The sequence below is a fragment of the Mesorhizobium sp. WSM2561 genome, assembly GCF_000513915.1.
GTDB classification, from domain to species: domain Bacteria; phylum Pseudomonadota; class Alphaproteobacteria; order Rhizobiales; family Rhizobiaceae; genus Mesorhizobium; species Mesorhizobium muleiense.
This window is the reverse complement of sequence record NZ_AZUX01000028.1, coordinates 64,943-84,577: the sequence shown is the minus strand read 5'-3', so window position 1 is coordinate 84,577 and position 19,635 is coordinate 64,943. Positions and strand designations below refer to the sequence as shown.

The following is a 19,635-nucleotide window of genomic DNA, read 5'->3' as shown; positions in this document are numbered from 1 at the left end:
GCAGGCGATGATCTGCTCCTTGGTGTAGGTGGTCCACTCCGGGATGGAGATCGAGACCGGCCATTCCGGGCTCAGCGACGGATCGGCGACGCTTTTCAGCTTGGCCTTGCCCTCCGCGGTGGCGTTCTCCCACAGCTGCGGCTCGACGAGCACGGTCTGCTCCGCCGGCTTCTTGCCGTTCAGGATCTGCAGCGCCAAGGTCACGCCGGCGCCGCCGATCGAGCCGGGGTTGGTCACCGCCGCGCCGATGAGGCCTTCGACCGAATTCAGCTGGCCGACGAAGCCGGCATTGTCGGCGCCGACCACCGGCACCAGCGGCGTCTGCGACTCGACCAGCGCGTCGACGATCACATTGTCGATGCCCGAGGTCCAGATGCCGTTGAACGGCGATCCGGTGGCGATGAAATCGAGGATCTGCTGCTTGCCCTGGTCCTGCTGCCAGCCGGTGAAGACCTCATGCACGACCTTCACGTCGGGGAATTCGGCGAGCGCCTTCTTAAAACCCTTGTCGCGGTCGCTGTCGGCCGAGGCGCCGGCGGCGCCGCGCATATAGACAACGTCGCCCTTGCCGCCGATCTGCTGGAACAGCCATTTGGCGCCGAGATAGGCGTACTGTTCCTGGTTGTTGGAGATGATGTAGGCCGAAGGCTCGGTGACCGCCTGGTCGACTGCGACGACGACGATGCCGGCCTTGGTGGCTTCCTCGAGCGCTGACTTGATGCCGGCGGGATCGGCCGGGTTGACGACGATGGCGTTGACCTTGGCGCTGATCAGGTTGCGGATGTCCTCGAGCTGGCCGGCGGCGTCGGTGTTGCGATGGGCGATGTTGAGCTTGGTGACCTCGCCGGAGGCAAGCGCCTGCGCCTTGATGGCGCAGATCATCTCCTCGCGCCAGCCATTGCCCTGCACCGTGTTGGAGACGCCGATCGTGTATTTGGCTTCAGCGGACGAGACGCCCACCGAAGCCAGAAACGCCGCGCCGGCAAGCAGCGGGACCATTGCCAGATATTTTTTCATTCAGTCTTCCTCCACATTGTTTTCAGTTCAGTTCGAAAAGGGGGCTCATTTCACGAAGGGGCGCAGCATGTCGCGGGCGAGCAAAAAGCCGCGCTTGACGTCGTCGTCGCTTCCCTCAAAGCGCCGGTCCTCGTGTTCGATGATGATCGCTCCGTCGTAGCCGGCGCGGTAGAGGCCGGAGAAGATCACATTCCAGTCGACATCACCAAGCCCCGGCATGCGCGGCACCTGCCAGCCCATGCCGGCCGAGAGGATGCCGCGCTCGTAAAGCCCATCATGATCGATCATCAGGTCCTTGGCATGGACATGCAGCATGTACGGGCCGAATTCCCTGATGAAGCGGGCCTGGTCGATCATCTGCCAGACCAGGTGCGACGGGTCGAAATTCATCCCGACATCCCCGCCCCAGGCCTCAAGGATGCGGCGCCAGATATAGGGCGAATAGGCGATGTTGTGGCCGCCCGGCCATTCGTCGTAGCTGAAGATCATCGGGCAGTTCTCAAAAGCCAGCTTGACGCCGTTGTCGCGCGCATGGGCGATGACGGCGGGCCACAGTTCGAGTGCCTCCTGCCAGTTGGCGTCGATGGTTTTTGAGGCGTCGCCGCCGCAGAAGGTGTTGACCACCGGCACGCCCATATGGCTCGCCAGCACGATCACCTTCTTCAAATGATCGATGACGGCCTTGCGGTGGGCGGCATCGGGATGCAGCGGATTGGGATAAAAGCCGAGGCCCGAAATCGACAGGTTCTCTTCCGCCAGTGCGGCGGCGATTTCCTTGGCCTGCGAGGCCGAGGTCGAGGCGGCGTCGATATGGCTGGTGCCGGCATAGCGCCGGGCCGCACCCGAGGATTTCGGCCAGCAGGCGATCTCGAGCGCCTCGAAGCCGGCAGAACTTGCCCAGTCGGCGACCTCGCCGAGCGGGGTATCGGCAAACGGTGCGGTGAGCAGTCCGAGCTTCATGTTGCCCTCCCGTGGTTCACGACCGGCCTACTATGCCGATTGTGCAGGCCGCTTCAACCGTGTCGCCGCCGGCAATGCGCAAACCTGTCTGACGAATGCCACCGGATCGTCGCAGAGCAGGCCATCGTGAGTGGCCGTGACAGCCGTACGGAACGGCTGGATTTAGTAGGCGTCTGACAACAGCAGGACTTCCCTTGGCTGGGCATCAGCCCACTCCCGCAACGACCTGATTTTGCTCTTGTGGGGCGATTTCGGTCGAGCTAATGATGTGTCGGGCTTAGGGGTTTGAAGTGACTGACATCATCACATTCGTGGTTGCTGGCGCGTGGGCGGCAGTTGGATTTGGCGTGATCTGGTACGTCAGGACGAGACCGCCTGTCTCTGAAGGTCACGAGGACCCCGATCTGCGGGAATGGCTTGATGGCCAGGTTTAAAGCCCCAAGCTCAAAGCCCGCCAGAGCGTGCGGGGTACGCCGGTGCAGCTATCTTCTTGATTTTTCTGGGAGTAAATTTCCGCTGGTGGAGCTGAGGAGGATCGAACTCCTGACCTCGTCATTGCGAACGACGCGCTCTCCCAGCTGAGCTACAGCCCCGTCCAGCGGAATGGGCGCATTTATCGGGCGCTGCGGTTTCCTGTCAAGACGGCGTTTTGCCCAAAAGCCACACGGCCAGTCACCGGCTGGGCATGCGGCGGAAGCTGGCTCTTGCCGCCTCCGCCTGCAATGGCTACATGTCGGCAACAATCGGAGACCGGCATGATAGCCCTCATTCAGACCATTGTCCTGGCGCTTGACATTTATTGGTGGATCATCATCGCTTCGGCGATTTTCTCCTGGCTCTACGCCTTCAACGTCGTCAACTCGCGCAACCAGTTCGTCGATAGCGTCAGCAACATGCTGTTCCGGCTGACCGAGCCGGCGCTGCGGCCGATCCGCCGCTTCCTGCCCGATCTCGGCGGCATCGATATTTCGCCGATCATCCTGCTTTTGATCCTGTTCTTCCTGCGGCAGTTCCTGCTCACCACGGTGGCGCCGCTGGTCGTCTGACGGCGGTTCCATGACCGGGCCGTTTCGCCCGCGTAACGACGGCGTCGACCTGTTCGTCCGGCTGACGCCGAAAGCGGCGGTGGACAGGCTCGAAGGCATCGAGATCTCGACAGACGGGCGAAGCCACCTGAAGGCGCGCGTCCGCGCCGTGCCGGAAAACGGCGCCGCCAATCAAGCGCTCGAACGGCTGGTCGCCAAGGCGCTGGGAGTGCCGCGATCGGCCGTCTCGGTCGTCGCTGGCGGCACGGCTCGGCTGAAGACGCTGCGCATTTCAGGCGATCCGGCTGCGCTGGCGAAAGCCGTCGAGGCGTTGGGTGGGGCCCAAGCGCGCCGCGTTAAGGTGGCCTGCTTTGAGGTGCTTTTGATCAGACATCGTCGGTCCGCCGAGATCGGCGATTGGTCCGTGGGCCCTCGCTCTACACCAAGCCGCGCTTGACCATCATCGCTTCGGGCGACGGCATCTTGCCGCGGAAGGCGGTGTAGAGTTCTTCCGGGTCCTTGGAACCGCCGGCGGCATAGATGTTTTTCCTGAGCCGCTCGGCCAGCGCTGGATTGAACGGGTCGCCCGTCTCCTCGAAGGCGGCGAAAGCGTCAGCGTCGAGCACCTCCGACCACATGTAGGAATAGTAGCCGGCCGAATAGCCGTCGCCGGCAAATATGTGGCCGAAATGCGGGGTGCGATGGCGCATGGCGATGGTGCCGGGCATGTTGAGCTTCTCGAGCGTTTCGGCTTCGAAACGAAGCGGCTCGTCCGGCGCATCCGGCCGCGCGTGGTAGGCCAGGTCGACCAGTGCTGATGCGGTGAACTCGAGCGTGGCGAAGCCGGCGCCAAAAGTGCGCGCCGCCAGCATCTTGTCGACCAGCGCCTTCGGCATCGGCTTGCCGGTCGTCACGTGCAGCGCATGCTTTTCCAGCACCGCCGGCACCGTCAGCCAGTGCTCGTAGAGTTGCGAGGGCAGTTCGACGAAATCGCGGCTGACCGAGGTGCCCGCGACCGACGGCCAGGTGACTTCGGTCAGCATGCCATGCAGGGCATGACCGAATTCGTGGAACAGGGTTTTGGCTTCATCGACCGACAAAAGCGCTGCTTCGCCCTTCGGTGGCTTGGCGAAATTCATGATGTTGTAGATGACCGGCTTGGAGCCAGCGCCAAGCTTGTAGCCGGATTTCAGCGCGCTCATCCAGGCGCCGGAGCGCTTTGAGGGGCGCGCAAAATAGTCGGCCAGGAACAGCCCGCGCTCGCTGCCGTCGGCATTCCTGACGACGAAAACGCGCGCGTCCGGGTGCCACGTGGCAATGCCTTGCTTCTCCTCGAAGCTGATGCCGAACAATTTTGTCGCCACGTCGAAACAGGCGTCGATGATGCGGTCGAGCTGCAGATAGGGCTTCAGCTCGGCCTCGTCGAAGGCGAATTTCTCGGCGCGCAGCTTCTCCTGATAGAAGCGCCAGTCCCAGGCGGCGAATTCTTCGTTGCTGCCGGCCTCGGCCGCCAGCCGCTGCAATTCTATCTGATCGCTTGCTGCCTTATCCACCGCCTTTCCCCAGACCGGGTCGAGCAGCGTATGCACCGCCTCGGGCGTCTTTGCCATGGTGTCGTCGAGCTTCAGCGCGGCGTAGGAAGCGTAGCCGAGCAGCTTCGCCTTTTCGGCGCGCAGGCGCAGCATATCGCGCACCACGGCGGTGTTGTCGGTGGCGCCGCCGTTCTGGCCGCGCATGGTGAAGGCGCGGAAGGCAATCTCGCGCAGATCACGGCGCTCGGAGAAGGTCGAGAACGGCTCGTAGATCGAGCGCGACAGGGTGACGGCATAGCGGCCCTTCTGGCCGCGCATCTCGGCGGCCTCGGCCATCGCGCTTTTCAGGAATTCCGGCAGGCCGGCAAGGTCGGCCGCGTCGAGGAACAGCGCCCAGTCGCGCTCGTCGGCAAGCAGATTCTGGCCGAAATTCGTGCCGAGCGACGACAGCTCCTCATTGATCGCCGCGAGCCGTTTCTTGCCCTCGGCGTCGAGCCTGGCGCCGGAGCGGACGAAATTTTTCCAGGTCTTTTCCAGCACCCGCAGCGTTTCGGCATCGAGCTTCAGGGAGTCGCGGCGCTGGTAGAGATCGTCGATGCGGGCAAACAGCCTCTCGTTCATCGAGATCGCCGAGAAATGCCGCGACATCTTTGGCGAGATGTCGCGCTCCAGCGCCTGGATCGCCTCGTTGGTGTGGGCGCCGGCCCGGCACCAGAAGATCGACGAGACATGGTCGAGCGCCTCGCCGCCAAGCTCGAGTGCCGCAAGCGTGTTCTCGATGGTCGGAGTCTCGGTATTGCCTGATATCGCCTCGATCTCGGCCTCATGCGCCGCCAATGCCGCATCGAAAACCCCGGAAAAATCGCCGTCGCCGATGCGGGTGAAATCGGGCAGGCCGAGCGCCCCTTGCCAGGTGGTCAGCGGATGGGCGGCGAGGTCGACGGCGGACGGCATGGGCATTCTTCCGTTAAGTGAGGGGCTTTCGTAAGTGAGGGGCTTTCGCTGAGTGGCGGGATGGGGCGGATCGTCACCGATGTAAGGCGCTGGCTTGCCGCACGCAATATCGCGGCTGGTCAGTAGCTGTCGCAGTTTTCGGCGATCGCCGCCTGCGAGCTGGCAGTGATGCGGTTGTCGACGATCGCGAAGGTTTCCTGCATCAGCACGTCGTTGTTGGGGAAATCATAACAGGCGATCACCGTGATGACGCCGCCTTCGGTCTTCTCGATCCGATGGCGGATTTCAGCCCCGGCGACTGCGCCCTCCCAGTCGTCGATGGAGGCGATGAATTCCTGCTTGGTCTGGACGACGCCGAGATCGTCGAGTTCTATCCGGACGTCGTCGGCAAGCAGGTCCGACAGTTCCGTGCGATCGGCGACCAGCAGCGCCGCATACCAGCGGCTGATGAGCGCGCCGTCGTCGGCGCCGGCGGATATGACTGAAAACAGCAGCGCCGCTGCGGCCAAAGCGATCGAACGGCATGCCATGCAACCTCCTACGTCATCTCCGGCCGCTCGAAGTCGCCGGTGTCCTTGTTCATCACCCAGAGCTCGCCGGTCGAGATGTCGAACCAGGCGCCGTGCAGCGACAGCCGTCCCTTGCCTTCCAGGATCGAGACGCAGGGAAAGGTCCTGAGATTGGCGATCGAATAGCGGATCGAAATGCGCTCGAGCGCGGTCTGCCGCTCGGTCGCCGTCATGAAGGTGCTGGACGAAACGGTCTCGGCCGCCGGCGCAATCAGGCTCATCCACTTGCCGATGAAGTCGCCGGGCGACAAGGGCGCGGCGGTACTGTCGAGTGCCGCGCGGATGCCGCCGCAGCGGCCATGGCCCATCACCACGATGTTCTTGACCTTGAGGCTCTGCACGGCGAACTCGAGCGCCGCCGAGGTCGAGTGGAACTGGTCGTCGGGCGCATAGGGCGGCACCAGATTGCCGACATTGCGCAGCACGAAGAGTTCGCCGGGACCAGCGTCGAAGATCGCCTCGGGAGCAGCGCGGGAGTCGCAGCAAGCAATGATCATCGTTTCGGGGGCCTGGCCCTCGCGAGCAAGCGAGCGATAGCGTCCGCTTTCGGCGAGATAGCGGCCGTTCATGAAATTGCGGTAGCCGGTGAGCAGATGGTCAGGGAGATGAGGCATTGGCGGCGTCTGGAGCCTTTCGGGGTTAGGCGGCAGCTCTTTAGGTCAGGAAGGCTCTAGCGGCAAAAGCCGGTCGCGAGCAATGCCGAATCGCGAAGGACGTGGTTGCCATTCGCCAATGCGATTGGCTCGCCGATAGATGGGCCGAGGAGATTCACGCCCAAATGGCGACAGGGATGCCAAAACGGTCGGCGAGCGGCGGATCCGGAAACGGCCTTGCCTCGCCGCTGGCGATGCGGCCGGCTATCAGCATCATCGCTGCGGCGTCGAGAAAGTCGTCGGCAGCAGCGCCTGGCGGCGGCGTCCGGTCGAGAAAGCCCCTGACATAACCGTGCCGGCAAAGCAGCGCCTTGCGTTCCGCCATGCCGGCCGGGTTGACGGCGCCCTTGATCTTCTTCGGCAAGCGCATCGCCTGATCGTCGTTCAGCCGGCAGAAGGCGACTTCCGGATGCGATTCGAAGACGCGGCGGCGCAGTTCGGGACGCACGATCAGCACGGCATCGATCTCGCGGATCTTGGCAAAGATGCCAAAAGCCTGGATCGAGACGCCGCGCGGCGGATCGGAGGTCGCCTTGGCGACTTCGCTTGCCTGGCGATGCGCGGCATGCCAGGCCTCGATCGTGGTGAAGCCGTCCGTATGCGTGTAAAGCGCCGCACGCGAGGGGATGGCGAAGACACTCGATTGCCTGTTGCCGAGCAGCGGCCGCACCAGCGCTTCGGGACCGCGGCCGCCCTTTTGCGAAACATCGGGCAGGCCGATCGGCATGTCGACGGCGACTGTCGCATCGGCCGGCAATGCCTCGAGCAGTGCTGCGAAACTTGGAAAAACGGCTGCCGAGGGGGCTGCGCCCGGATCGCGGCGAACGGCGATCCAGCCGGCCTTGCAGCCGTCGACACCGACGACAGTCACGCTCTTTTGTCCCGCCCCGGATGCAGGAGATGGCGAAGCTGCACCATCGCCATCGGGTGCGACAGGCTCTGGGCGTCGGTTTCGAGCTGCAATTCGTCGCCGCCGCGCTTGGCGGTGCGCGCCAGGATCTCGTAGACCGCCGCCGTGGTCGACTGCAGTGCCTTGACCGCCGGCTGGCCGGACAGGATGCGCGCCAGATAGACGGCCGCCGTCAGGTCGCCAAGCCCATTGGGCGGCTTGTCGATGAGGCGATGCTCGGCGAGCAGCGCCTGGTTGCCGTTGAGCAGCAGATTGCCGGTGCCGCCGGCCATCATCGCCGGCGCCGAAGTGACCAGCATGGTCGACGGCCCGGCATGAAGGGCGGCCGCCATCACCGCCTTGAGGTCGGGCAGCGGCGCTCCCGCCATCCATTCCAGCTCGTAGCGGTTGGGCGTGGCGATGTCGGCGATCGGCATCAGCCGGTCGCGCATCGCAATGGCGGTCGTCTCCGGCACATAGAGCCCGCCCGAATCGCCCATCACCGGGTCGCAGATATAGACGGCGTCCGGCGTCTTCGCCTTGACCGCGCCGACCAGCGAGGCGACGGCGTCGGCCTGGCCGCCTTCGCCGAGATAGCCGGACAGCACCGCGCCGACCTCGCCCAGCCATGGCGCGCGCTCGAGATCGGCCATCAGCGCCCTGAATTGATCGAGCGGCGGCACGATGCGCGTCGCCCGTCCATGGCCCGGATGCCAGGGCAGGATGACGGTCGGCACCGCCCACACCGGAAAGCCCAGCGTCTCCAGCGCAAAGACCGCGGCGCGGTTGCCGACCGAGCCGCGCGCGACATGGCTGGAAATGACGATGACCGCGCGCGGCGCGTCGTGTTCTTCGGTGCTCACGAGGTTCCTAACCCTGGATGATGAAAAGCACGAGCCAGATCAACAGGCCAATGCCGACAATGAGCCCCAGCGCCCGGCCAATGCGCGTGCCCCAATATTCGATCGGGTCGGCCCGGTCGGCGTCTGCAGCAGTGATGTCATCGCGCGCGCCCTTCGCGGTCCGCGCAACGGACGAGGCCGGGTCGGTTTCACTTGCCACGCGCTCGATGATGCGGCGCGATTCGTCGTCGCTGTCCTGGCGTCCCGCCATGGCTATGCCCTGTTTTCGCAGCGACTTTAACCTGTTCGCCCGGCCAGTTACAGGGCCTGACAGTGAATGGTAAAGCACCAGCAGCGCCCCAGGTTGAGGTCATGTTCTTGCGCGCGGATTGTGGTAATGCTTCGCCCGTCAGTCTGTTGAGGGATTTTTCCATGCCTGCCCTTTCCTCCCCTTTCGTCTTCCGCAACCTGCCAGCCTTGCTGATGATGGCGATCGTGCTGCCGCTGCTGGCCGGCTGCGGCTACAACACAATTCCGACGGCGGAGGAAAACGCCAAGGCCGCATGGAGCCAGGTGCTGAACCAGTACCAGCGCCGCGCCGATCTCATTCCCAATCTGGTCGAGACGGTCAAGGGCTATGCGGCGCATGAGAAGGATACGCTCGATGCCGTGGTCGAGGCGCGCGCCAAGGCGACGCAGGTGACGGTGACGCCCGAGACGCTGAGCGATCCGGAAGCGGTCAAGAGATTCCAGGACAGTCAAGCCGGCCTGACCAGCGCGCTGTCGCGGTTGCTGGCAGTGGTGGAGAATTATCCCGACCTCAAGGCCAACCAGAATTTTCTGGCGCTGCAGGCGCAGCTCGAAGGCACCGAGAACCGCATCTCGGTCGCCCGCCGCGACTATATCGAGGCGGTGCGGGAGTATAATCTGACGCTGAGGACCTTCCCGTCGGTGATTTGGGCGACCCTGTGGTTCCGCGACAATCAGCCATTCGCCAATTTCACCATCGAGGAAGACAAGATGCAGACGCCGAAGGTCGATTTCGGCACGCAGCAGGGCGGGTGATTGAGCAACTGGTGAGCGTGGTCCCTATCAGCCTTGCACTCCGTCGCGCCCCCCTCTGTCCTGCCGGACAAAGGGGGGCGCGACGGAACGCCAGCCTGGCATTCCTGTTCATCACCCTAAGCCTTCTCTTCCTCCCCCTCTTCCTCCCCCTCACCGCTTTCGCCGCCGAATTGCCTGCCCTGACCGGGCGGGTCGTCGACAATGCCGGCATCATCGACGCCGCAACCGAGGCGGCGCTGACCCGCAAGCTTGCGGATTTCGAGGCCGAGAGCTCTGACCAGATCGTCGTCGCGACGCTTCCTGGCCTCGACGGCGAGGAAATCGAGCCCTACGCCAACCGGCTGTTCCGCGCCTGGAAGCTCGGCCAGGCCGGCGAGGACAATGGCGTGCTTTTGCTGGTCGCCAAAGACGACCGCAAGATGCGCATCGAGGTCGGCTACGGGCTGGAAGGCACGCTGACCGACCTGCACACCAGGCTGATCATCGAAAACGACATGGTGCCGGCCTTCCGCGCCGGCGATTTCTCCGGCGGCATAATGAAGGCCGTCGACGACATGGTCATGGTGCTGGAAGGCAATCCGGAAGAGCTGGAAGCGCGCGGGACCCGCAACCAGCAGCCGCCGTTCAACACCGACGATCTGTTCTTTGCGATCTTCATAAGCATCTGGGCGATCATCTTCTTCGGCAGCATCGCCGCCTCCATCCTGCCGCCGATCTTCGGCCGGAAACTCGGCCCCGGCCGCTATCGCTGGCTGGGCATGACCTTCGAGCCGGGCCGGCGATCTTCTGGCGGCTGGTCGTCCGGCGGGGGCGGCTGGTCGTCGGGCGGAGGAGGCTCAGGCGGTGGCGGGTTTTCGGGCGGCGGCGGCTCGTCCGGTGGCGGCGGATCTTCAGGAAGCTGGTGAGACACGACATGGCAACTCGACCGATCAGCCCCGAGGATCATGACCGCATCGCCAAAGCGATCCGCGTCGCCGAATCAAACACCGACGGCGAAATCTACTGCGTCGTCGCCTATGCCAGCGACGGCTATTTCTTTCCGGCCGCCTTCATGGCGACGCTGGCGATGCTCGTCGTCAGCCAAGCCGTCAGTTACGGGCTGGAAGCGTGGTGGCTGTCGATCCGCCTGCCGCATTTCGTCATCGCCCAGCTTCTGGCGATGGCCTCGGTGCTTGTGCTGTTGTGGGCGCTGCCCGGCTTGCGCATCCACCTGGTGCCGAGACGGCTGCGTTACCAGGCCGCGCACGCCAATGCGATAAAGCAGTTCCTCGCCCGCAACGTCCACCGCACCACGGCGCGCACCGGCGTGCTGGTGTTCGTTTCGATCGCCGAGCACTACGCCGAAGTGATCGCCGACAGCGGCATCGACAGCCGCGTCGGCCAGCATGTCTGGGACGGCGTCGTCCGCGACCTTACCGCGCATGCCCGCGACGATCGTCTCGCCGACGGCTTCATCAAGGCGATCGAAGCGACGGGTGCGGTGCTGGCCGAGCATTTCCCGGTTTCTTCCGGCGACAGCAACGAACTCGACGACCATCTGGTCGAAATCTGAGTCGCTACGAACGGTTTTTTCAGCACTCAACGGCACGTCTATCGTCTGTGCGAAAGCTTGGGAGCCGCTGACCGGACTCTTGCAATCGGGCGATGCGGGTTTATGGTTAACCAATCATGAAGACGCTGAGCATCGATATCAGGAAAGCCGAGCCGCGCGACGCAAGCGCCATCGCCGACGTGCACCTGCTGGCCTGGCGCGGCGCCTACTCCGGCATCATCCCGCATCGCACGCTGACATCGATGATCAACCGCCGCGGCGCCGACTGGTGGGCGAACGCCATCCGCCGCGCCGCCACCGTCCTGGTCGTCGAGATCGGCGGCAAGGTTGCCGGCTACGCCACGATCGGCAAGAACCGCGCCCGCGAGCTCAAGCAGCAGGGCGAGATCTACGAACTTTACGTGCGCCCGGAGTATCAGGGCATCGGGCTCGGCAGCCGGCTATTCTCGGCAGCACGGGCGCGACTGGCAGACCACGGGCTGAAAGGCATGGTGGTGTGGGCGCTGGAGGACAACCAGAACGCGCTCACCTTCTATGCCGGCGCCGGCGGCCGCGACGTCGCCGAGGGCGTCGAGGTTTTTGAGCAGAAGGCTCTGAAGAAGGTCGCCTTCGTCTGGGAATGACGGCTCGACACGCCTCTCGCCAGCACCCTCAGCCGATTTCAGTACCATTCGCCGCATTGCACCATGCGCCGCTGCCCGCTATCGGTTTCCAATCGAAAGAGGGACAAAAGCCATGCGTATCGAAGCCATCGCCATCGGAAAGAACCCGCCGGAGGACATCAACGTCATCATCGAGGTGCCGATCGGCGGCGAGCCGATCAAGTACGAGATGGACAAGGAGGCCGGCACGCTGTTCGTCGACCGCTTCCTGCACACCTCGATGCGCTATCCCGGCAATTACGGCTTCGTGCCGCACACGCTGTCGGGTGACGGCGACCCTATCGACGTGCTGGTCTGCAACACGCGTGCGCTGGTGCCGGGCTGCGTCATCAATGTGCGGCCGATCGGCGTGCTGGTGATGGAGGACAATTCCGGCCTCGACGAAAAGATCATTGCGGTGCCGTCGCCCAAGCTGACGCTGCGCTACGAGAACGTCACCGAATACACGCACCTGCCAGAAATCACCCGCCAGCAGGTGCAGCACTTCTTCGAGCACTACAAGGATCTCGAACCCGGCAAATGGGTCAAGATCGAGGGCTGGCACGCTGCCGCCTACGCCAAGAAGATGATCGTCGAGGCGATCGAACGGGCCAAGGCAAGCAAGTAGCCGAACGCTTTCAAAATTGCGAGACGTCGGCGGGACAGCGCCCCCCTCTGCCCTACCGGGCATCTCCCCCACATGGGGGGAGATTTGGCAGCTTCGCCGCCTCGTCTCTCTTTCGGCGTCGGAGATGGCGAAAGCCAAGATGGCAGCCGATCTCCCCCCTCGTGGGGGAGATGTCCGGCAGGACAGAGGGGGCGTGAAGGATCGCCGAAGGGCGGCCATTGCTACGCTCTTCCTCACTACCATTAATTATCGACGCGGCCGAAAGCGGGTGCGTTGCCGATAACCACGCGCTTGTCCTTGCCGCAGGCAAAGGTCCGCGCCTTCTCGTCGGCGAGCTTGCGGGCCTGGTCGTTGGCGCCGGGGTTGCCGGTGGCCAGCACCAGGCCGACGGTGCAGCCCTCATAGGTCTCCGGCTGGGCGACCTTGGCGACGATCACCACATCGGTCGGTTTGTTCTCCGCTTCGGGATTGCTGATCGAGCGCCGATGGATGACGGCAAACGGGACGGCGCGACCGCCGTTCGTCTCGATGCGCCACTCAAGTTTGGGTGCCGCCGAGTTGAAGGCGACAAAACTTTCCCAGACCGCGGTCATGTCGCTGGGCGGAAAACCATAAAACAGCGATTCCCGGGCGTCGTCGTAGGCGATCAGCACCGGATAGCCGCGATAGCCCGAACACGCGAGACTGGCCCAGTCGCCGTCGCCTTCCTCCGCCTGCGCGTAGGTCACGCAGTCCTTCTTCCAGTCGAGATCGGTGTAGGCGCTGGAAATGTCGCCGGCCCGGGCAGGCTGGCAGAGGCCGGCGAGGGCAAGCGGGATCAGCAAAAGAGCACGCATCGCAGGCAACTCCGTTTCGGGGCTGCCGCACGGTATCGTTAAACGCTATTTCTTCAAGCTCGCTTCGATCAGCAGGTCGGCGTTGCGGGCCACAGACTTCGCCGGTCCGCCGGCCCCGAACAGCTGGCCGCTGATATAAGCGCCTTCGATCAGGAGCAGCAGCCCGTCGCCCAGCGTATCGGCGTCGCCGGCACCCATCGCCGCCGCCATGGCGCGCAGGCGTCGGCGCAATTCCTGCTTGTTGGCCTCACTCACCACCCGGGCCGGGTGGCCACGTTCGGGATATTCGACGGCCGCATTGGTCATGCCGCAGCCGCGATAGTCGGGTTTTTGCGTGCGTTTGCCGATGCGGGTCAGGAAGGCGGCGATCTGCGCGCGCGGATCGCCGGGATGGGCAGCCACCGCCGCGTCGAAGCGGGCCCAGAACTCGAGGTCGTATTGCCGCAGATAGGACGCGGCCAATTCGTCCTTGGACGGAAAGCTGCGATAGAGGCTGGGCTTGGTGACGCCGGCGCGCCGCACGATCTCGTCGACGCCGATCGCCCTGATGCCTTGCCGGTAGAACAGGTCGCGGGCAACGCGAAGGATTTTTTCGCCCGCGCGGGGCCGTTCATCCGCTTTGATCGCTGGTTCAATGCTTTTCATTCTTGGACGTGCCGTTGCCTGCTTGACAATGTTACCGATCGGTACGTATGCTCCCATGCATTGCAACGTACCGGTTAGTAACATGATAGCTCGATCCCGCCCGTTTGGCCAGCGCTATGCTTTCGTCGTGGTCGCCGTCATTTTCCTCTGCCTGCTGATCGCGGCGGGCCTGCGGTCGGCGCCGGCCGTCATGATGCTGCCGCTGGAGGAGAGTTTCGGCTGGCGGCGCGATGTCGTCTCGCTCGCCGCGGCCATCGGCATCTTCCTCTACGGCCTGACCGGGCCGTTTGCCGCGGCACTGATGGAACGGATCGGGCTGCGCCGCACGCTGCTGGCGTCGCTGGTGCTGATGTCGGGCTCGACGGCGCTCAGCCTGTTGATGACCCAGCCGTGGCACCTGCTTCTCACCTGGGGCGTATTCTCCGGCGTCGGTTCCGGCGCGGTCGCCACGGTGCTCGGCGCCACCATCGTCAATCGCTGGTTCAAGACCAATCGCGGCCTGGTGATGGGGCTGATGTCGGCCTCCGCCGCCACCGGCCTGCTGGTGTTCCTGCCGTTGCTCGCCGCGCTCGCCCAGTCGGGCGGCTGGAAGCCTGTCGCCATCGCCATTGCGGTCGCCACCGCCTGCCTGGTGCCGCTGGTCTGGCTGCTGGTGCCGGAACGGCCGTCCGCGATCGGCATGGTGCGCTACGGCGCGGACGTCGACGACGTGCCGCCGGTTCCGCCGGCCTCGCAGGGCAATTTCCTCACCCACACGTTCAGCACGCTGCGTCGTGCCGCCGGCACGCGCGTGTTCTGGTATCTGTTCGCCACTTTCTTCATTTGCGGCTTCACCACCAACGGACTGGTCGGAACGCACCTGATCGCGTTTTGCGGCGACATGGGCATCGGCCAGGTGCAAGCCGCCGGCCTGCTGTCGCTGATGGGCATCTTCGACCTGATCGGCACGACGCTGTCGGGCTGGCTCACCGACCGTTTCGACCCGCGCAAGCTGCTCGGCGTCTATTATGGCATCCGCGGCCTGTCGCTGATCTATCTGCCTTATTCCGGTTTTTCGTCGACCAGCCTGATCATCTTCGCCGTGCTCTACGGATTGGACTGGATCGCCACCGTGCCGCCGACGCTCAGGCTGTCGAACGAGGCGTTCGGCGACCGCAGCGGGCCGATCGTCTTCGGCTGGATCGTCGCCGGCCATCAGGTGGGTGCGGCGGCGGCCGCCTTCTTCGGCGGCACCATGCGTGAATTGCAGGGCAATTACGAACTTGCCTTCCTCATCGCCGGCATGACCGCAATAGCCGCAGCCTGCATCTCGCTGTTGATCAACACCAGCCGTCCGGCCTTCGAGCCGGAACCGCAGGCGGCTTGAGCTGTGACGGCTGAGCGCTAATCTCCCCCCTCGAGGCCCCTCGAGGGGGGAGATTCGCCAGCCTGTTGATCGTCAGAAAACCTTCATGGTTTCGAGATGTGCGTGAAACATTGAGGCTGGACCTTGGCGGCGACGTTTAAGCCATCCAGGAGACAGCCATGAACAAGATTTCGCGCCGCGCTTTTGTCACGTCGGCGAGCGCCGCCGGCCTCGTCGGCGTATCGGGCCTCGCGCTTCCCTATTATTCGCGCGCCAATCAGCGGCCCGCCTTCACCCATGGCATCCAGTCGGGCGATGTCGACGCAACCAGCGGCGTGGTGTGGACGCGGACCGACCGCCCTTCGCGCGTCATGTTCGAAGTCTCGTCGACGGAAAATTTCGCCAATCCCTTGCGCCTTGCGCCGCTCGATACGTCGCCGGCCAGCGACTACACGGTAAAGCGGCTGCTCACCGACCTCACCTCCGACCAGGACATCTTCTACCGCATGGTCGCGGCCGATCTTGCCGACATCAACGCCGTCTCCGAGCCGATCGTCGGCCGCTTCCGCACGGCGCCGGCCTCGAAACGCGACATCCGCTTCGCCTGGTCGGGCGATACCGCCGGCCAGGGCTGGGGCATCGACGACACCGGCATGAAGACCTATGCCACGATCGGCAAGCATACGCCCGACTTCTTCCTGCATTCCGGCGACACCATCTATGCCGACGGCCCGATGAAGGACGAGGTCGAGCTTCCCGGCGGCAGCAAGTGGAAGAACAAGGTCCTCATCGACGAAAAGCGCAAGGTTGCCGAGACGCTGGACGAGTACCGCGGCCAGTGGAAGTACAACATGATGGACAAGAACGTGCTGGGGCTCAACGCCATCTGCCCGACCTTCTACCAGTGGGACGACCACGAGGTGGTCAACAACTGGTCGGATTCGAAGAACCTGAGCGCCGACGACCGCTACTCGGAAAAAAACATCCATGTGCTGGCGGCACGCGCGGCACGCGCCTTCCACGAGATGACGACGATCCGCTACGAGCCGTCGGAACCGGGCCGCGTCTACCGCAAGATCGCCTACGGGCCGCTGCTCGAAGTGTTCTTCCTCGACATGCGTTCCTACCGCGGCGCCAATGGCCCCGGCATGCAGGATACGGTGACGCCGCAATCGCGCATCCTCGGCGAACAGCAGATGAAGTGGCTGAAGCGCGAACTGGCAAACTCCAACGCGACCTGGAAAATCATCGCCGCCGACATGCCGCTCGGCCTCGTCGTCTGGAACGACGCCACCAACAAGGCCGGCGCCGAGGCCGTCAGCAATGGCGACAATGGCCCGGCCAAGGGCCGCGAACTGGAAATCGCCGACCTCCTTCGCTACATAAAGAATGCCGGCATCACCAACACCGTCTGGCTGACCGCTGATGTGCACTACACGGCGGCGCATTACTACAATCCCGACAAGGCGCAGTTCCAGGACTTCGATCCGTTCTGGGAATTCGTCTCGGGTCCGCTCCATGCCGGCACGTTTGGACCCAATGATTTCGCCATGACCTTCGGCCCGGAGCTGAAATTCATCAAGGCGCCAACCGCCGAGCAGGGGCAGAATCTGCCACCTTCGGCCGGCCTGCAGTTCTTCGGCCTCGTCGACATCGACGGCGCCACTGAACAGATGACGGTGCGGCTGATGGACCGCGACGACAATGAACTCTACAAGGTCACGCTCGACCCGGTGCATTCGGCGTGAGGGGACTGGCTTCAATAATGGCCAAAACGCGGGCGGGACAGCGCCCCCCTCTGTCCTGCCGGACATCTCCCCCACACGGGGGGATTGGCAGCTTGGGCGCTCCCGCTCGCGCCTGCAACGTTGGAGGTTGGCGAAAGCGGCAGCGACGTCCGATCTCCCCCCTCGTGGGGGAGATGCCCGGCAGGGCAGAGGGGGGCGTGAAGGATCGCAGCGGAACGGTATCTCGGGATGACTACCGCCGTCGGCGGTCGTCAGTCCGGATAGCAAACGGCCGGAATATTGGGCCAAACAGCGCTGTCGCAGTTGGCGGCCTCCTGCCTTTGCTTGAAGGCGGCGCTGACCGGCCCGGTCACCACCGGGTCGACGCCATCGGGAGCGTCGGCAAACAACTGCTCCGCCGTTCGGGTGTCGGACGGCATGGCAGGCTCCTTCGACGTCGCGGCCGACTGTGCCACGCCTGCCGCAAGCAGAACGGCGAGGGCAGCCCATGCAAGGATTGGCCGGTATCTGATGCCCGTTTTGCTCATGAAATTTGAACTGTCCCGACCGTGAAAGGTTCCGCTTTGGTTAATAATTCAATTTCACACCAAGACACTTAAGATTTGGTGACCATGTATTTGGTGGCACGCCTCCTCTTTCGCATTTGCGAAAAACCCTGTATGAGCCGCCCAACCGAAAGAGGCAGCGCCTTTTGGCCTGCTGCCTGCAACGCTCCCGAGACCACAACATGAAAATTCGTAATATCGCGATCATCGCGCACGTCGACCATGGGAAAACCACCCTAGTCGACCAACTCCTGAAACAGTCCGGCTCGTTCCGCGACAACCAGCGCGTTGCCGAACGCGCCATGGATTCGAACGACCTCGAAAAGGAACGCGGCATCACCATCCTGGCCAAGGCGACCTCGGTCGACTGGAAGGACACCCGCATCAACATCGTCGACACCCCCGGCCACGCCGATTTCGGCGGTGAAGTCGAGCGCATCCTGTCGATGGTGGATTCAGCCATCGTGCTGGTCGACGCCGCCGAAGGGCCGATGCCGCAGACAAAATTCGTCGTCGGCAAGGCGCTCAAGGTCGGATTGAAGCCGATCGTCGTCATCAACAAGATCGACCGGCCGGACGCCCGCCACGTCGAGGTGGTCAACGAAGTGTTCGACCTGTTTGCAGCGCTCGACGCCACCGACGAGCAGCTCGACTTCCCGATCCTTTACGGTTCGGGCCGCGACGGCTGGGTCTCGGAAAACCCCGAAGGCCCGAAGGACCAGGGTTTGGCGCCGCTGTTCGACCTCGTCATCAAGCACGTGCCGGCGCCGACCGTCCACCCCGGCCCGTTCCGGATGATCGGCACCATCCTGGAAGCCAATCCGTTCCTTGGCCGCATCATCACTGGCCGCATCGAATCCGGCACGCTGAAATCCAACCAGGCGGTCAAGGTGCTGCATCATGACGGCACCCAGGTCGAAACCGGCCGTATCTCGAAGATCCTGGCTTTCCGCGGGCTCGAGCGCCAGCCGATCGACGAGGCGCAGGCGGGTGACATCGTCGCCATCGCCGGCCTGTCGAAGGGCACCGTCGCCGACACGTTCTGCGACCTGTCGGTGACCGAGCCGCTGCATGCGCAGCCGATCGATCCGCCGACCGTGACGATGTCGTTCCTCGTCAACGATAGCCCGCTGGCCGGCACCGAGGGCGACAAGGTGACCAGCCGCGTCATTCGCGACCGCCTGCTGCGCGAGGCAGAAGGCAATGTCGCGCTGAAAATCGAGGAATCGCCGGACAAGGATTCGTTTTTCGTCTCCGGCCGCGGCGAATTGCAGCTTGCCGTGCTGATCGAGACGATGCGCCGCGAAGGGTTCGAGATCGCCGTGTCGCGGCCGCGCGTCGTCATGCAGAAGGGCGAGAACGGCGAGTTGCTCGAGCCGGTCGAGGAAGTCGTCATCGACGTCGACGAGGAGCATGCCGGCGTCGTCGTGCAGAAGATGTCGGAGCGCAAGGCCGAGATGGTCGAATTGCGCCCGTCAGGCGGCAACCGCCAGCGCATCGTCTTCCACGCGCCGACGCGCGGCCTGATCGGCTATCAGTCGGAACTGTTGACCGACACCCGCGGCACCGCAGTCATGAACCGGCTGTTCCATGCCTACGAGCCTTACAAGGGTGAGCTGCCGGGCCGCACCAACGGCGTGCTGATCTCCAACGAACAGGGCGAATCAGTGGCCTATGCCATGTGGAACCTGGAAGATCGCGGCCCGATGGTCATCGATCCGGGCGTCAAGGTCTATCAGGGCATGATCATCGGCATCCATTCACGCGACAACGACCTCGAAGTGAACGTGCTGAAGGGCAAGAAGCTGACCAACATCCGCGCCGCCGGCAAGGATGAGGCGGTGAAGCTGACGCCGCCGATCCGCATGACGCTGGAACGCGCGCTGGCCTGGATCCAGGACGACGAGCTGGTCGAAGTGACGCCGAAGACCATTCGTCTGCGCAAGCTCTATCTCGACCCGAACGAGCGCAAGCGTTTTGAGAAATCGGCGAAAGTGGTCGGCGCGGCGTAAGCGGGATGTCGAGAGATGTGCGGCAAACTCGTCACGGCTGCCGCATACGATAATCGCCCCGAGGCTGAAGTTTGCGTCTCGGCGGAACCGTCGATGACGGCGCCCTTCTCCCCGTTCACGGGAGAAGATGGCGGCAGCCAGATGAGGGGCAGCGCCGGCGCCTCTTCAGAGGGCAAA

The 19,635-nt window shown here is 64.0% G+C and carries 20 protein-coding genes, 1 tRNA gene and 1 pseudogene; 10 read left to right on the top strand and 12 right to left on the bottom strand.

All coding sequences use genetic code 11. From position 1 onward, the window contains the following. The 3 genes from M727_RS0122890 to M727_RS0122880 all read right to left on the bottom strand — a co-directional run. Positions 1–1,017 (bottom strand): ABC transporter substrate-binding protein (locus M727_RS0122890; protein ID WP_036263062.1); only part of this gene is annotated, 1,017 nt, incomplete at its 3' end. Between the two features lie 45 nt (positions 1,018–1,062). Next, positions 1,063–1,977: a sugar phosphate isomerase/epimerase gene (locus M727_RS0122885; protein ID WP_027154609.1), complete on the bottom strand. Its 915-nt coding sequence runs from the start codon at positions 1,975–1,977 to the stop codon at positions 1,063–1,065. 517 nt (positions 1,978–2,494) lie between these two features. After that, a tRNA-Ala gene (locus M727_RS0122880) sits at positions 2,495–2,570 on the bottom strand. Between the two features lie 162 nt (positions 2,571–2,732). Between M727_RS0122880 and M727_RS0122875 the strand changes: the two genes are divergently transcribed. Further along, positions 2,733–3,023: a YggT family protein gene (locus tag M727_RS0122875; protein WP_023800489.1), complete on the top strand. Its 291-nt coding sequence runs from the start codon at positions 2,733–2,735 to the stop codon at positions 3,021–3,023. 10 nt (positions 3,024–3,033) lie between these two features. After that, positions 3,034–3,339, top strand: a pseudogene (locus M727_RS37100) (DUF167 family protein); the annotation flags it as partial. A 100-nt stretch (positions 3,340–3,439) separates the two neighbouring features. Here M727_RS37100 and M727_RS0122865 read toward each other — a convergent pair. The 6 genes from M727_RS0122865 to M727_RS0122840 form a co-directional block, all read right to left on the bottom strand. Beyond that, positions 3,440–5,494 carry a M3 family metallopeptidase gene (locus tag M727_RS0122865; protein ID WP_027154608.1) on the bottom strand — a complete coding sequence of 685 codons (2,055 nt, stop codon included), beginning with the start codon at positions 5,492–5,494 and terminating at the stop codon, positions 3,440–3,442. Positions 5,495–5,607: 113 nt separating this feature from the next. Beyond that, positions 5,608–6,018, bottom strand: a complete 411-nt coding sequence (locus M727_RS0122860) for a nuclear transport factor 2 family protein (protein ID WP_027154607.1) — start codon at positions 6,016–6,018, stop codon at positions 5,608–5,610. Between the two features lie 8 nt (positions 6,019–6,026). Continuing rightward, complete coding sequence (locus M727_RS0122855; protein ID WP_027154606.1) at positions 6,027–6,671, bottom strand: carbonic anhydrase; 645 nt, start codon at positions 6,669–6,671, stop codon at positions 6,027–6,029. A gap of 154 nt (positions 6,672–6,825) precedes the next feature. Continuing rightward, positions 6,826–7,581 carry a DUF429 domain-containing protein gene (locus M727_RS0122850; protein ID WP_027154605.1) on the bottom strand — a complete coding sequence of 252 codons (756 nt, stop codon included), beginning with the start codon at positions 7,579–7,581 and terminating at the stop codon, positions 6,826–6,828. Continuing rightward, complete coding sequence (pdxY, locus tag M727_RS0122845; protein ID WP_027154604.1) at positions 7,578–8,462, bottom strand: pyridoxal kinase PdxY; 885 nt, start codon at positions 8,460–8,462, stop codon at positions 7,578–7,580. The genes M727_RS0122850 and pdxY overlap by 4 nt, the downstream gene beginning before the upstream one ends. 7 nt (positions 8,463–8,469) lie before the next feature. Continuing rightward, positions 8,470–8,712, bottom strand: a complete 243-nt coding sequence (locus M727_RS0122840) for a hypothetical protein (protein ID WP_027154603.1) — start codon at positions 8,710–8,712, stop codon at positions 8,470–8,472. A 161-nt stretch (positions 8,713–8,873) separates the two neighbouring features. Between M727_RS0122840 and M727_RS0122835 the strand changes: the two genes are divergently transcribed. The 5 genes from M727_RS0122835 (at position 8,874) to ppa (ending at position 12,327) form a co-directional block, all read left to right on the top strand. Then, complete coding sequence (locus M727_RS0122835) at positions 8,874–9,506, top strand: LemA family protein (RefSeq protein ID WP_036263057.1); 633 nt, start codon at positions 8,874–8,876, stop codon at positions 9,504–9,506. A gap of 104 nt (positions 9,507–9,610) precedes the next feature. After that, positions 9,611–10,411, top strand: a complete 801-nt coding sequence (locus M727_RS0122830; protein ID WP_245268848.1) for a YgcG family protein — start codon at positions 9,611–9,613, stop codon at positions 10,409–10,411. A gap of 8 nt (positions 10,412–10,419) precedes the next feature. Further along, on the top strand, positions 10,420–11,058 hold the full coding sequence (locus M727_RS0122825) for a TPM domain-containing protein (protein WP_027154600.1): 639 nt from the start codon (positions 10,420–10,422) through the stop codon (positions 11,056–11,058). Between the two features lie 116 nt (positions 11,059–11,174). Next, the gene (locus M727_RS0122820; RefSeq protein ID WP_023800479.1) at positions 11,175–11,681 is read left to right on the top strand and encodes a GNAT family N-acetyltransferase; all 507 of its coding nucleotides are present in this window, start codon (positions 11,175–11,177) and stop codon (positions 11,679–11,681) included. 112 nt (positions 11,682–11,793) lie between these two features. Beyond that, a complete protein-coding gene (ppa, locus tag M727_RS0122815; RefSeq protein ID WP_027154599.1) occupies positions 11,794–12,327 on the top strand; it encodes an inorganic diphosphatase in 534 nt (177 codons plus the stop codon). 242 nt (positions 12,328–12,569) lie between these two features. Here the strand turns inward: ppa and M727_RS0122810 are convergent, their stop codons facing one another. Both M727_RS0122810 and M727_RS0122805 read right to left on the bottom strand, forming a co-directional pair. Beyond that, entirely contained in the window at positions 12,570–13,163 is a 594-nt protein-coding gene (locus tag M727_RS0122810; protein ID WP_027154598.1) for a hypothetical protein, read from the bottom strand. Positions 13,164–13,208: 45 nt separating this feature from the next. Beyond that, the gene (locus M727_RS0122805) at positions 13,209–13,808 is read right to left on the bottom strand and encodes a TetR/AcrR family transcriptional regulator (protein WP_027154597.1); all 600 of its coding nucleotides are present in this window, start codon (positions 13,806–13,808) and stop codon (positions 13,209–13,211) included. Positions 13,809–13,890: 82 nt separating this feature from the next. On the opposite strand from M727_RS0122805, the gene M727_RS0122800 reads away from it, so the two are divergent. Beyond that, positions 13,891–15,174, top strand: coding sequence for an MFS transporter (locus M727_RS0122800; protein ID WP_027154596.1), 1,284 nt, complete (start codon positions 13,891–13,893; stop codon positions 15,172–15,174). A 158-nt stretch (positions 15,175–15,332) separates the two neighbouring features. Then, positions 15,333–16,901 carry an alkaline phosphatase gene (locus M727_RS0122795; protein WP_027154595.1) on the top strand — a complete coding sequence of 523 codons (1,569 nt, stop codon included), beginning with the start codon at positions 15,333–15,335 and terminating at the stop codon, positions 16,899–16,901. Between the two features lie 251 nt (positions 16,902–17,152). Here M727_RS0122795 and M727_RS0122790 read toward each other — a convergent pair whose 3' ends face one another. After that, positions 17,153–17,428, bottom strand: a complete 276-nt coding sequence (locus M727_RS0122790) for a hypothetical protein (RefSeq protein ID WP_027154594.1) — start codon at positions 17,426–17,428, stop codon at positions 17,153–17,155. A gap of 200 nt (positions 17,429–17,628) precedes the next feature. Between M727_RS0122790 and typA the strand changes: the two genes are divergently transcribed. Next, on the top strand, positions 17,629–19,458 hold the full coding sequence (gene typA / locus M727_RS0122785; RefSeq protein WP_027154593.1) for a translational GTPase TypA: 1,830 nt from the start codon (positions 17,629–17,631) through the stop codon (positions 19,456–19,458). Positions 19,459–19,635 lie beyond the last annotated feature (177 nt).

Bases quoted from the DNA above. Each gene is read 5' to 3' on its own strand.
- M727_RS0122885 (WP_027154609.1), bottom strand. From the start codon at position 1,977: ATGAAGCTCGGACTGCTCACCGCACCGTTTGCCGATACCCCGCTCGGC.
- M727_RS0122875 (WP_023800489.1), top strand. From the start codon at position 2,733: ATGATAGCCCTCATTCAGACCATTGTCCTGGCGCTTGACATTTATTGG.
- M727_RS0122865 (WP_027154608.1), bottom strand. From the start codon at position 5,494: ATGCCCATGCCGTCCGCCGTCGACCTCGCCGCCCATCCGCTGACCACC.
- M727_RS0122860 (WP_027154607.1), bottom strand. From the start codon at position 6,018: ATGGCATGCCGTTCGATCGCTTTGGCCGCAGCGGCGCTGCTGTTTTCA.
- M727_RS0122855 (WP_027154606.1), bottom strand. From the start codon at position 6,671: ATGCCTCATCTCCCTGACCATCTGCTCACCGGCTACCGCAATTTCATG.
- M727_RS0122840 (WP_027154603.1), bottom strand. From the start codon at position 8,712: ATGGCGGGACGCCAGGACAGCGACGACGAATCGCGCCGCATCATCGAG.
- M727_RS0122835 (WP_036263057.1), top strand. From the start codon at position 8,874: ATGCCTGCCCTTTCCTCCCCTTTCGTCTTCCGCAACCTGCCAGCCTTG.
- M727_RS0122825 (WP_027154600.1), top strand. From the start codon at position 10,420: ATGGCAACTCGACCGATCAGCCCCGAGGATCATGACCGCATCGCCAAA.
- M727_RS0122820 (WP_023800479.1), top strand. From the start codon at position 11,175: ATGAAGACGCTGAGCATCGATATCAGGAAAGCCGAGCCGCGCGACGCA.
- ppa (WP_027154599.1), top strand. From the start codon at position 11,794: ATGCGTATCGAAGCCATCGCCATCGGAAAGAACCCGCCGGAGGACATC.
- M727_RS0122810 (WP_027154598.1), bottom strand. From the start codon at position 13,163: ATGCGTGCTCTTTTGCTGATCCCGCTTGCCCTCGCCGGCCTCTGCCAG.
- M727_RS0122805 (WP_027154597.1), bottom strand. From the start codon at position 13,808: ATGAAAAGCATTGAACCAGCGATCAAAGCGGATGAACGGCCCCGCGCG.
- M727_RS0122800 (WP_027154596.1), top strand. From the start codon at position 13,891: ATGATAGCTCGATCCCGCCCGTTTGGCCAGCGCTATGCTTTCGTCGTG.
- M727_RS0122795 (WP_027154595.1), top strand. From the start codon at position 15,333: ATGAACAAGATTTCGCGCCGCGCTTTTGTCACGTCGGCGAGCGCCGCC.
- M727_RS0122790 (WP_027154594.1), bottom strand. From the start codon at position 17,428: ATGAGCAAAACGGGCATCAGATACCGGCCAATCCTTGCATGGGCTGCC.
- typA (WP_027154593.1), top strand. From the start codon at position 17,629: ATGAAAATTCGTAATATCGCGATCATCGCGCACGTCGACCATGGGAAA.